Origin of the sequence: Rhodococcus sp. NPDC127593, assembly GCF_042671975.1 — a bacterium.
Lineage (GTDB): Bacteria > Actinomycetota > Actinomycetes > Mycobacteriales > Mycobacteriaceae > Rhodococcus_F.
This window is the reverse complement of the sequence record NZ_JBHXWI010000029.1, coordinates 95,584-107,693: the sequence shown is the minus strand read 5'-3', so window position 1 is coordinate 107,693 and position 12,110 is coordinate 95,584. Positions and strand designations below refer to the sequence as shown.

The following is a 12,110-nucleotide window of genomic DNA, read 5'->3' as shown; positions in this document are numbered from 1 at the left end:
GAAAAGGGTCCATGAGCACGTCCCAGCAAAACCAGCCGTCGTCGACAGTGCGGTACGAGGTACGCGACGGTGTCGCCGTCATCCGCCTCGCCAACCCGCCCGTCAACGGCCTCGGTGACACCGTCCGCGCCGGTCTCGCCTCCGCCGTCGGCCGTGCCGCCGCCGACGACCAGGTACGCGCCGTCCTCATCGTCGGCGAGGGCAAGGGATTCTGCGGCGGCGCCGACCTGCGCCAATTCGGCACCCCCGCCGCGACCACTGACCCCACCCTGCCGGACGTCCTCACCACCATCAGGCAGCTACCGAAACCGGTGATCGCCGCCATCCACGGTTTCGCCCTCGGCGGCGGCCTCGAACTCGCTCTCGCCTGCAACTACCGCATCACCCACCGGGACGCGAAACTCGGCCTGCCCGAGGTCAACGTCGGCCTGATCCCCGGTTCAGGCGGCACCCAACGTCTGCCCCGGTTGATCGGCGCCGCGGCCGCGCTGCGGATGATCCAGCAGGGCACGCCGGTGTCCGGCGCCCGGGCCGCCGAACTCGGTATAGCCGACGCCTGCTTCGACGGCGACCCGCTCGGCGCCGCCCTCGACTTCCTCCGCACCCAGGTCGACACCAATACCTCGGGACCGGTGATCGACAGCCTGCCGCCGGCCGACACGGCAGGTGTCGACTTCGACGCCGCCCGCCGTACGGTGCGGCCCAGCACCCGCAACGGTCTGGCCCAGCTCACCGCCATCGACGCCCTCGAGACCGCCACCCGGCTTCCTACCGCCGCCGGGCTCGCCTTCGAACGGGCCGCCTTCCTCGGCCTGCTCCGGGGCCCGGAATCCGCGGCCCTGCGGCACGTGTTCTTCGCGGAGAAGACCGCCCCCAAGTTCTCCGGCGTCCCCGCCGTGTCCGCGCGGCCGATCTCCCGGGTGGCGGTCATCGGCGCCGGCACCATGGGCAGCGGGATCGCCATGGCGTTCGCGAACGGTGGACTCCCGGTCACGTTGATCGAACAGAACCAGGACGCCCTGACCCGGGGAACGGCCCTGGTCCGCAAAACCTACGAAACATCCACCACCAAAGGAACACTCACCGAGACCCAGGCACGCGACCGCATCGCGTTGATCGAACCGAACCTCGATCTCGACGCCGCCGCCGACGCCGACCTCGTCGTCGAAGCCGTCTTCGAGGACATGGCCGTGAAGAAGGAGGTGTTCGGCAAACTCGACGCCCTCTGCAAACCGGGGGCCATCCTCGCATCGAACACCTCCCGACTGGACCTCGACGAGATCGCACGCGCCACCAGCCGTCCGTCCGACGTGATCGGACTGCACTTCTTCAGCCCCGCCAACATCATGAAACTCGTCGAGGTCGTCCGCGGGGAAGCCACCGCCGACGACGTCGTCACCACCGGCCTGACGCTCGCGCAACAGATCGGGAAAACCCCGGTGCTGTCGAAGGTATGTGAGGGTTTCATCGGCAACCGCATGCTCACCCCGTACCGCCGCGAAGCCGAATTCCTCCTCGAAGAGGGTGCGACTCCGCAGCAGATCGACGCGGCCCTGCACCAGTTCGGGTTCGCCATGGGACCGTGCGCGATGTCGGACCTGGCCGGCCTCGACATCGCCTGGGCGGCACGCAAGCGACTGACCCCGAACAGGCCGAAAGACGTCCGGTATTCGCGGGTCGCCGATACCCTCTGCGAGAACGGACGGTTCGGGCAGAAGAGCGGTGCAGGCTACTACCGGTATGAGAAGGGCAGCCGCACACCGGTTCCGGACCCCGTCGTCGACGAGATCATCCGCACCTTCGCCGCCGAGGACGGCATCGAACGCCGCACGATCACCGACGAGGAAATCGTCGATCGATGCGTACTGGCCCTCGTCAACGAAGGCGCCACACTGCTCGGTGAAGGAATCGCCCAGCGCGCCTCCGACATCGACGTCGTCTACGTCGACGGCTACGGATTCCCCGCCTTCCGCGGCGGGCCGATGTACTACGCCGAAACCCTCGGTCTGGAGGTCACCCTGCAGAAGATCCGCGACTTCGAGAACGTACACGGTCGAACGTGGACACCGGCACCACTACTCGCACAACTCGTCGACGCCGGTCGCACCAGCTTCTAGTATTCGGCTGCAACGGGTTCCGTCCTTCGATGGAAGGGCGGAACCCGTTCCGTTGGGTCGCTCACGGACCAGTCACCGTGGTGGGCACCATAATTGACGTGCGGTATGATGTGGTTCACACCAACAGGCTCTCTTGCGAACGGTGATGAACACATGCGCGACACATCAGCACACGACAACCCCTCGGCCACTGGCACCTTCGTGGATGACGGACCGGGTAACCCGTTCATGACGAGCCATCTGCCGTGGAACCTGGAGTTCGATCCCGCAGTGGCACCCACCACCACCCGTGTCCATCTCGGTGAACCGTGGGTGGTCGGCTGCCGCGTCGGGCGCATGAGTGGACGTCGCCGTGCTCCCGAAATACGAAACACGCCTGGCGAATACGTCGCACTCCTGATGGTGCATCATGGAACGGAAATCCTGGCACAGCAGGGCAGGAGCGCCGAAGTTCCCGCGGGCACTGCCGCTCTGTGGGACGGCGTGCGACCCGTCGAGTGTTTCAGTGCCGCATCGCTCGTCAAGAGCACGATGTTCATCCCACGCGCGTTACTGGCGGGCGCGGTCCCCGACCTCGATTCCGTGTTCGTGCGCACGATCGAGGATTCGGCGACCCTGCGACTGCTGACCGGGTGGCTCGACGTGTCGATGCGGCAGACCGCACTCGACCGCGACGCTGCGCACACCGCGGGCCGGATGGCGGTCGATCTGCTGCATTCCGCCCTCGCTCGTACTCGCGGCGATGTGAGTGACTCCAGGGAAGTCCTTTTGTTGCAGATCAAGGACTTCCTCGACCGCAACCTCGGAGACCCGGATCTGACGCTGGACATGGTCGCGCGGGCGAATGCGGTATCGGTGCGCTATCTGCACATGCTCTTTCAGGGCACCGGCGAGACCGCCCGGGAATTCCTGCGACGCCGCCGTCTCGAACGCGCCCAGCGCCTGCTGCTCGGTTCCGGACCGGAGCTACCGGTCGCCGAGGTCGCCGTCCGTAGCGGCTTCGACAGCCCGTCGTCCTTCAGCCGCGCGTACCGCACCCGATTCGGCGTGGCACCACGCGAGGCACGGCGGCAGTCCACTGCCGCGTAACGGTGTGCGCTGGAGGTGAAGTTCCGTGCTCATCACGTCAAGACCGGGGCCCTGGTACGTGCCAGCCTGTGATCATCGCCTCTTTCAACGACGCAAAGGCAGGCAACACCATGACAATCACGACACCCGATCCCGCCGGCGTGCGCGCGCCGCAGGACGGCCCACTCTTCCAGCCCGGCCAAATCGGGAAGATGACACTGCGCAACCGGTTCGTGCAGGCCCCGATCTTCACCCAGTTCGCGAGCACCTTCGGCGAGGTCGACGAGCGGCTGATCGAGTACCACCGCGCACGTGCCCACGGCGGGGTCGGACTGATCATCATCGAGAACACGTCCATCGACTGGGAAGTCGGCCGCACCGTCGGCCACCCGATCCGCATCGATCACGACCGGTTCCGCGCCGGCCTGTCGGATCTGGTCGAGGCCGTCCACAACGAGGGCGCCAAGATCGCCGCCCAGCTCCATCACACCGGCCGCCAGAACTCGCAGGGCAACACCGAGCGCAACGAACCACCCCTCGCTCCGACCGCGGGAATCACCAGTGCGTTCGGCACGCCGCCGCGGGCCATCGAGGAACATGAGATTCCCGGACTCATCGATCGTTACGTGCAGGGCGCCCGCCGCGCCGTGGCCGCGGGTTTCGATGCCGTCGAATTGCACGGTGCCCACGGTTACCTGCTGGGACAGTTCTTGTCCCCGTTCACCAACCACCGCACCGACGACTGGGGCGGCCCACTCGCGAACCGGGCCCGGTTCGCGCTCGAGGTCGTCAAGGCCGTCCGCGCGGAGATCGGACCGGACGTCCCGTTGCTGTACCGCCTCAGCGCCGAGGAACCCTACGAAGGTGGCCTCAGCCTCGACGACGGCCTCGCGTTCTGCGAGATGCTCGACCCGCTCGTCGACGCACTCGACGTCAGCGCGGGCAACTACGACACGGCCGCGACCCTGCTGCCGATGATCGCCCCGGGATCCCTCGTCGGGTACGCGAAGGCGGTCAAGAGGCGGGTGTCCGTGCCGGTGATCGGCGTCGGTCGCCTGACCTGGCTGCTCGACGACATGCACAAGGCCGTCGGCGACGGGGAACTCGATTTCGTGGCACTGGGCCGCGCACAGCTCGCCGACCCCGAGACGGTGGCGAAAACCCGTCGGGGCGAGCCCGATCGGGTGCGACGCTGTCTGGCGGTCAACGAATGCATCTCGCGGTGGATGTTTAACGGCAAGCGCACCCAGTGCGTGATCAATCCCGCCCTCGGCCAGGAACGACGTGCGGCAGAAGCGCGACGTCCCGCCGCGATCCGGCGGCGGGTGCTCGTCGTCGGCGCCGGCCCGTCGGGCTGCGAAGCCGCCCTGCTCGCCGCCGCCCGGGGCCACGACGTCGAATTGGTCGACCGTGCACACCACATCGGTGGGCAACTCCGTGCCTGGTCCGCCCCAGGTGCGTTCCGCGCCGAGATCGAGAACCTTGTGGCCTTCTACGAAGGTGAGCTCGACCGGTCGGAGGTGACCCTGCGGCTCGGAACCGACGCCACCACGCTCGCCGTCGATGCCTGGGACTCGGTGCTGCTGGCGACCGGCACGATCCCCACCCACGACGGTCTCGACGCCGTCACCATGCTCACCGAGCGGCGCGCACCCGCGGCCGACGACGTCACCGTCTTCGGCGAGACCGAAATCGCCATGTTCGCGGCCTTGTGGCTCGCCGAGCAGGGCAAACACACGACCCTTCTCTCCCCGAACGACGTCGTCGGCGTCGACACCAACGACATGGAGCGAGAACACCTCACCGGCCTGCTCACCGAACACGGTGTCACCATCGGACTCGGCGCGACGGCCCCGGAGACCGGCACCGTCGTCTGGGCCACGCCGCGGGTCCCGTCCACAGTGTTGTCCGCTGCCGTCGACGACGACCGTGTGCAGACGATCGGCACCCGCTTCCGCGGCGGCCGCCTGTACGAGGCCACCCAGTCCGGTTTCTGGACAGCCGCACGAATCTGAGGAGAACACCATGACCGTCCGAGCTATCGAACACATCGGCATCACCGTGCCGGACCTCGAACAAGCCACCACCTTCTTCGCCGACGCGTTCGGAGCCGAGAAGATCTACGACATGATCGATGCCCCGCTAGCCGGTCCCGGCATCGAATCCGGCCTCGGTGTTCCACCGGGAACCGCCATCGAGTCGATTCGAATGCTGCGGCTGGGCAACGGCCCGAACCTCGAATTGTTCGTCTACTCCGGGACGAAACAGCGAGAGCCCGTGCTGCCGAGCGATTTCGGCATCCAGCACTTCTGCGTCTACGTCGACGACATCGACGCCGCCGCTACAAAACTGGAGAAGGCGGGCGGAACTCTGCTCAGCGCCCCGGGCGACCTGCCCGGCGGCGACGCCGGACCCGGAAACCGGTACCTGTACGCCAGAACTCCCTGGGGAAGCACGGTCGAGCTGGTGACCTACCCCTCCCCGCAGGCCTACGAAGCCGGCACCGAACTACGACGCTGGCGGCCGCCGGTCACCGAGTCCACGGACAGTCGGCGGCAAGAGTCGTGACCCTCCGGCACGCAGTCCGCATGAACGCCCCGCCGTCGTCGTTGCTCCACAAAGAAATCGGGTGATCGCGTATGTCGCACTCTGACGCACCGCCCACGACCGGAATTCACCACTTCTCCCCCACGGTCTCCGACGTGGAGGCGTCGGCTGACTGGTACAGCCGAGTCTTCGGACTCGAGCGATTACCGACCGTCGCTCCTCACCATGGCGACGAGGAGGGCGGATATGCGGTGCTGTTGATCGATCCGCGCACTGGTTTCCTCATCGGGTTGCACCACCACACGGCTGTCATCACAGGCTCATTCGACGAACGTCGTGTCGGCCTCGATCACATCGCGTGGGGTGTGCCCCAGCGGAGCGACCTCGACGCCTGGGCAGCATGGCTGAATGAGCTGAGTGTTCCGCACTCGGGTGTCATCGACAAGGACAGCGCACGCCCCTACTCGGTGGTCGTCTTCCGCGATCCGGACAACATCCAGTTGGAGTTGTTTCACAGATCGTGACAACCGACCGCCGGCCGGATGCGAATAAACCCGGGTGCGGTCTCGGGCATGCGCCACAGGACGGGGAGAGCCAGTAGGGCGACAGCGGTGACCATGGCTCCGGGGACGATCACCGAACCGCCGGCCTGGACCAGGGTTTGGGCGCCGTACGGGGTGAGGCCACCGAAGATGGTGGTTGCGACGGTGCCGACGGCCAGACCAGACAACCGGCCGGCGACAGGTAGTTGTTCGGGAGTCGCGGCGGCCCCGACAGCGCCGAGGCCGCCGGCGATGCAGGCCAGGATCACCGCGCCGGTCAGCGCGCGGCCCAGCGAGCCGTGGGCCATGAAACCGAACATGTTCACGGGCAACGCAACCGCAAGGACGCCGAGAACGATCAGGGTCGGTCGCCGCCCGAAGCGGTCGCACAGTGCCCCGGCGATCGGGGTGACCACGACGACGGCCACCGACGCGATCGTCGTCAACCCGAGTGACCACCGTTCGTCATAGCCGCTCACGGTGGACAGAAAGACAGGCACGTACGTGATGCCGACGTAGTAGGTCACCGAGGCCAACGCGGAGATCGCGAACGTTCGATACAGCGCGGGCCGATGCGATCGCAGAACCGACCCGAAAGGGCGAGAAGGCACCGACCCGGATTGCCGCAACCGCTCGAAAGCCGGGGACTCCTGCATGATCGACCGAGCGGCCACGGTGAGCGCGGCAAGCACGGCTCCGACCAGAAACGGGATCCGCCAACCCCACTCCTCCAGCGCGTCACCACTGACGAAGAACACGGTCAGTGCGGAAACCCCGGCGGCGAGCAGACCACCGATCTCACTCGCCGCGGCAGCAAGTGACGCCACCAACCCGCGACGGCCCGGAGCCGCACCCTCGACGAGGTAGGTCATCACGCCGGTGTATTCCCCGCCCACGGAGAACCCCATCACGCACCGCAACAACAGCAGCAGGACGCCGGCGGTAGACCCGATCTGCGTCTGGGTGGGTAGCAGCGCGGTCGCGAGCATCGCGGCTGTCATCACGGTCATCGATGCGAGCAGGACAGGGCGCCGGCCGAGTCTGTCACCGAAGTATCCGAACACGAGCGCCCCAACCGGTCGCATCACATAGGCGATCGCAAAGACGGCGAGGGTGGTGAGGATCGATTCCGGTCCGTCGCCGAAGAACACGCGTGAAAGCACCGTGGCCATGAACAGATACAGGGTGAAGTCGTACCACTCGACGACGGTCGAAAGGGCCGCGACCACGATCGAGGCCCGCGGGAGTGGGTGGTCGGTCGCCGCGTCGCCTGCGGCGGGCGGCCCCTGAGGGTCGGGGGCAGCGGGATTGATCGTCATGAGGAAGTGCACTCCGGGGTGTCGAAGAGGCAGGCGCCAAGTTTGCGCAGGCAAACGATACCTCGTATCGAGGTATCTCGTTTCGAGGTGTACTCTGGCAGCATGCTGGAGTTGACCATTCTGGGTTTCCTCACCGACGGTCCGTTGCACGGTTACGAGCTGCGCCGCCGCGTCACCCAGTTGTCCGGTTACACCCGCCCGGTCAGTGACGGCAGCCTGTACCCGGCGATCAAACGCCTGGTGCGGCAAGGGCTTCTGGAACAGCGGGCCGAACCCGGCTCCGCGGCGGCCCCACGGCAGGTGCTGCACCTGACCGCCGGCGGCCGGAGCGAACTGCTGCGCCGCCTGCGGGAACCGGACGAACACGAGATCACCGACAACACCAAGTTCATGACCATCCTGGCTTTCCTGTCCCGGTTACCCGACCCCGCCGCTCGGGCGGCGGTGCTGCGGCGGCGCCTGGCGTTCCTCGAGGAACCGGCCAGCTTCTTCTACGAGGGCGACCGACCGCTGCGCGCCGAGGAGGTCGGTGACCCCTACCGCCGCGGGATGCTCCAAGTGGCCCGGGCGACCAGTACCGCCGAGCGAGCCTGGCTGCACGAAATCCTTGCCGAACCGGAAGTCGATCCCAAGTAGAACGTCCGCCGCAACATAATCGCGTGCGCGTCACTCCTGTGGCGTGCGAGAGAAAGGACTCCCCGTGCTGGCAGTCTGGTACGACACGCAGGGCCCGGCCGAGCAGGTGCTGCGATTCGGGGAACTGCCGACCCCCGAACCCGGCCCCGGTGAGGTTCGGGTGCGAGTGACCCGTTCCGGGATCAATCCCGGCGACACCAAGAAGCGTCGGGGCTGGCTGGGGTCGGCGATGCCCTTCCCCCGGGTCATCCCGCACAGCGACGGCGCCGGCGTGGTCGACAAGGTCGGCGCAGGTGTCGATTCTGCCCGCATCGGCGAACGGGTCTGGGTGTTCGGTGCGCAGTCCTACCGCGCGTTCGGCACCGCAGCCCAGTTCACGGTTGTCCCTGCCGGTCAGGCCGTGGCTCTTCCCGAGACCGTCGGGGACGATGTCGGCGCCGGCCTGGGTATCCCCGGCATCACCGCCCACCGCGCGGTCTTCGGTGACGGCTCGGTCCGGGGCAGCACCGTCCTGGTGCACGGCGTGCTCGGCGGCGTCGGAAGTCTTGCAGCGCAACTCGCTACGTGGGGCGGAGCGACCGTCATCGGGACGGTGCGTCATCGCGTCGACCTCGAGAACGCCCACGGCCGCGGCGTCGAGCAGGTCGTCGCACTGGGTGGTCCCGACCCCGCGGGCGAGATCCGCGATCATGCGCCGGGCGGGGTCGATCGCATCGTCGAGGTCGCCTTCTCCGACAACGTCGACCTCGACGCCGCGGTCGCGAAGAACAACACCGTGATCGCCGCCTACGGCACCGGCGAGGGGCCGCCCAACTTCCCGTTCTGGCCGATGCTGTTCGACAACATCACCATTCGCTTGCTGGGCAGTGACGACTTTTCGGCTGAGGCCAAACAACAGGCCGCCACCGAACTGACCGCCGCAGCGGCGGACGGCGCCCTGTCGATCGCCATCGACGAACCCGTCCCCCTTGATCAGGCCGCGCGCGCCCACGACCTCGTCGACCGCGGCACCCACACCCGCATTCTGCTGGATGTGCCGGACTGAACGAATGACAGGAAGGGCGTCCTCTACGCACGTCGGATGCCACCACCGCGTCGCAGGCACCCCGAGCGGCCTTCTCCACCGACTCGACCGCTGACTCCATATCACCAATCGGCCAATGCCCACGAAGGCCGGTTAAGGAGCGGCTGAAGGAGATCCGCCAGAGGTCCGACCACGGCGGATCTTCCCAACCGCACCGCGCTGATCCGGTTCGTCGGAGCGGTTCTCGCCGAGCAGCATGACGAGTGGAGCGAAGCTCGCCGCTAGCTCGGGCTCGATGCGCGCCGGCACCACCGCCCACCGAGCAATCACGCGGCGGCCTCGTACACCACGCCCCGGGACTTGACCCGTGGGTGAGTACGACGGCGTCCGCCCTCGGTGGTGAGCTGGCACGAATCGGCCTGACCGTCCCCCGCGGACCGACTCGAGGATCTGCTCACCGAACGAGTGGCGTAGCGGAGCGAATGCGCATCACAGAACGCACCGCGCGTCAGTATTTCGATCAGGAAGCACTGCGCACGCTCGCCCGTGAACTGGCCCTTAGCATCAAAGAAGAGGCACCCGTCGCCGACCTGCTGACCCTGCCCCGCACCGTCGCCATACCCCTCTCCACCCTCGGCGTCCTGACCCGAGGTCACGACGATGACCTTCCCACCGTCTGGGTGCTGGAGCCACTACTCATCCGAGCGGTGCGGCTCGTCGAGAACACCGCCGACCTCGTACAACAAGGCTCGCACTGGAACGTACGACCCCACCTGCAGAAGGCACTGAGCGAAGACGCCGCCCGGCTCCGGGCACTGGATTCCCGACACCGACCGACGGTCCGGCTCGGGTCTGTGGGCGGTTCCCGACGATCCATCGTGAACACCGTGGTGTCCCAGGCCAGATCCGCGCGTCAATTGGGGCATGGCTTAGCGGCGGCCGAGTTGATGTGCTGGCCAGCCCGGTTGGGTGTTGTGTCATCGACCCGGATGATCATCGGGGGTCACACGGTGCGGTGTGGGCGCCCCGCCGGCTTGACACACACCACCGGGTCGGCGGGTTCCACTGAACCCGATCCTGGAGATACGTTGCGTGAGTTCGTAAAGACATAGGGGCAGGGAGCCCTGGCGGGGTTGTCCCAAAAGAACTGGTGCGCAAGCACTCCACCCGGTTCCGGTAAAGCCGCATATTCGATTCCGTCGTAGTGGGCGCCTGGGGGTGGCGAGGGGTCAGCGATCGCCGGCGCGGCGACGACGCTGACAGCGCGCAGAGAGCTTGTTGCTGATCGTCATCCTGGGTATCACTGTCGTCCCACTCCTGCCCAGAAGTCATTGATGGTCGCGGCGCCCCGTTGTGGGTCTTGCGTGAACCACCAGTGGCCGAGTCCGGCGAGCTCTGCGATCTCAGCACCGGCGCGCGCGCTTGCGCGGCGACGATGCTCGTCGGTGGCGTAGGAGTCCTCGGTGGCGATGACCGACAGGCCTGGCCGCGCGGCGGCTCGCTCGAGATTGCGGCCTAGCTCGGCCATGGACGGCTGGGTGGCGTCGCGGTACAGGCGAAGGATGCACTCGCCCATGGCGGCGTTCTGCCCCTCTGCGACAGGTAAGGCAACGTCTGGGTGCATTCCCTTCTGCACCAGTGCCGCAGCACGTTCGGTGACCGGCGGGTCGATCATCGCCGCTACCGCCTCCTCGCCGGCTCCCGGGGTCGCCCACACCTGCACCCGATCGGGCCACCGGAAATCCTGGTCGAAGAGGCCGATGACGTCGCACACCCAACTGCGCACCAGTTCTGGCCGTGTCATCGCGACGTTCATCACGTGGGCACCGCCCCAGTCGTGACCCACCAGGTGGACCGGCTGCCCGAAGCGCTCTAACTCGGTGACCAGCCAACGGCGGTACTCCTCCACCGTGGCCGTAAACCGCGGGGGCACCGGGGCACCGAAACCCGGTGGGGACAGGCGTACGACGGGTCCGCGATCGAGGAGCGGAGCCAATCTGTTCCAGACGGCGGCGGTCTCGGGGTTGCCGTGGACGAGGCACACAGTCACGCGCTTCCCCTTTGCATCAAACTCGAACATCGGTGGCGGCCCTCAACCGCAAATAACCAGGTCAACACCCCGGATGCCCGTCGAACCGTACAGTCCCCGTACTCACCGTGCGACGAAAGGAATGCATCTGATGAAATAATGGAGGGCTTCAGTTGACATAATAACTCTCTTATCGGCGTATTACGTAGCGCGGCAGGGATCTCTCGATTACTTTTCGCGATCGTGCGCCGAGAGCAACGAACGCCCCTCGCCGAACGGGGGGCGTTCGTTGTGCGTGGGTGGGCGCGCAAGGCTGGAAACCGCTGTGTGGGGCTGCCTACAGAGGGTGCTTACGCCCCGGAGACCCCGCCCGCCGAACGTCGCCGGCGCCGTCTCTTCACTGCCTTTTCGGTCCCTACCTGCGCGAAATCCTCGATCGAGGCGCTCCGACTGCACTCTGCAGAGCAAAAAGTGTGCTCAGCTGGGTTTTGATCGAGACGTTGCGAAAAAGTCTTTTTACAGCAGTCACCCCGCACAAATCATGAGTGACACGGACCAGCCCCTGGACGATCAGGATTCGCATTGGTGATGTCCCACTTACCGTCCCGTTGCGGAGATGGTCAACGGACTACCTCTACGGGACGGGGGTTGCCCCCTGAGTGAGGACATCGTGCAGACACACTCGGCCGAGAACATCCCGAACCACACCGCCGATGACGGTACATTCGGCGGTTCGGCGGTTGCCTCTATCGGCACTGTCCGCCCGGTCGTCACGCATACGCCGGGTGCGCGCAGGTGGGCGGCGAACCTCGATTCGACCTCGGCGGT

The 12,110-nt window shown here is 66.8% G+C and carries 10 protein-coding genes and 1 pseudogene; 9 read left to right on the top strand and 2 right to left on the bottom strand.

Annotation, left to right across the window (positions count from 1 at the left end; translation table 11 throughout):
* The first annotated feature begins 11 nt into the window (after positions 1-11).
* From ACFVJ3_RS26360 to ACFVJ3_RS26340, 5 genes are all read left to right on the top strand, one after another.
* Entirely contained in the window at positions 12-2,117 is a 2,106-nt protein-coding gene (locus tag ACFVJ3_RS26360; protein WP_378454848.1) for a 3-hydroxyacyl-CoA dehydrogenase NAD-binding domain-containing protein, read from the top strand.
* A 153-nt stretch (positions 2,118-2,270) separates the two neighbouring features.
* Positions 2,271-3,206 carry a helix-turn-helix domain-containing protein gene (locus tag ACFVJ3_RS26355; protein WP_378454847.1) on the top strand — a complete coding sequence of 312 codons (936 nt, stop codon included), beginning with the start codon at positions 2,271-2,273 and terminating at the stop codon, positions 3,204-3,206.
* Between the two features lie 110 nt (positions 3,207-3,316).
* Positions 3,317-5,200 carry an FAD-dependent oxidoreductase gene (locus tag ACFVJ3_RS26350; protein ID WP_378454846.1) on the top strand — a complete coding sequence of 628 codons (1,884 nt, stop codon included), beginning with the start codon at positions 3,317-3,319 and terminating at the stop codon, positions 5,198-5,200.
* Between the two features lie 10 nt (positions 5,201-5,210).
* On the top strand, positions 5,211-5,753 hold the full coding sequence (locus tag ACFVJ3_RS26345; protein WP_378454845.1) for a VOC family protein: 543 nt from the start codon (positions 5,211-5,213) through the stop codon (positions 5,751-5,753).
* 71 nt (positions 5,754-5,824) lie between these two features.
* Entirely contained in the window at positions 5,825-6,256 is a 432-nt protein-coding gene (locus ACFVJ3_RS26340; protein WP_378454844.1) for a VOC family protein, read from the top strand.
* Here the strand turns inward: ACFVJ3_RS26340 and ACFVJ3_RS26335 are convergent.
* The gene (locus ACFVJ3_RS26335) at positions 6,244-7,593 is read right to left on the bottom strand and encodes an MFS transporter (RefSeq protein WP_378454843.1); all 1,350 of its coding nucleotides are present in this window, start codon (positions 7,591-7,593) and stop codon (positions 6,244-6,246) included. The genes ACFVJ3_RS26340 and ACFVJ3_RS26335 overlap by 13 nt on opposite strands.
* Positions 7,594-7,695: 102 nt before the next feature.
* On the opposite strand from ACFVJ3_RS26335, the gene ACFVJ3_RS26330 reads away from it, so the two are divergent.
* The 4 genes and pseudogenes from ACFVJ3_RS26330 to ACFVJ3_RS26315 all read left to right on the top strand — a co-directional run bounded on the left by ACFVJ3_RS26330 (position 7,696) and on the right by ACFVJ3_RS26315 (position 10,365).
* The gene (locus ACFVJ3_RS26330) at positions 7,696-8,229 is read left to right on the top strand and encodes a PadR family transcriptional regulator (RefSeq protein WP_378454842.1); all 534 of its coding nucleotides are present in this window, start codon (positions 7,696-7,698) and stop codon (positions 8,227-8,229) included.
* A gap of 64 nt (positions 8,230-8,293) precedes the next feature.
* Entirely contained in the window at positions 8,294-9,274 is a 981-nt protein-coding gene (locus ACFVJ3_RS26325; protein WP_378454841.1) for an NADPH:quinone reductase, read from the top strand.
* A 134-nt stretch (positions 9,275-9,408) separates the two neighbouring features.
* Positions 9,409-9,535 (top strand): annotated as a pseudogene (locus ACFVJ3_RS26320) (transposase); the annotation flags it as partial.
* 200 nt (positions 9,536-9,735) lie between these two features.
* Complete coding sequence (locus ACFVJ3_RS26315) at positions 9,736-10,365, top strand: hypothetical protein (protein ID WP_378454840.1); 630 nt, start codon at positions 9,736-9,738, stop codon at positions 10,363-10,365.
* A 188-nt stretch (positions 10,366-10,553) separates the two neighbouring features.
* On the opposite strand, the gene ACFVJ3_RS26310 is transcribed toward ACFVJ3_RS26315, so the two are convergent.
* Positions 10,554-11,303 (bottom strand): alpha/beta fold hydrolase, encoded by a 750-nt coding sequence (locus tag ACFVJ3_RS26310; RefSeq protein ID WP_378454839.1) that lies wholly within the window; start codon positions 11,301-11,303, stop codon positions 10,554-10,556.
* Positions 11,304-12,110: the final 807 nt, after the last annotated feature.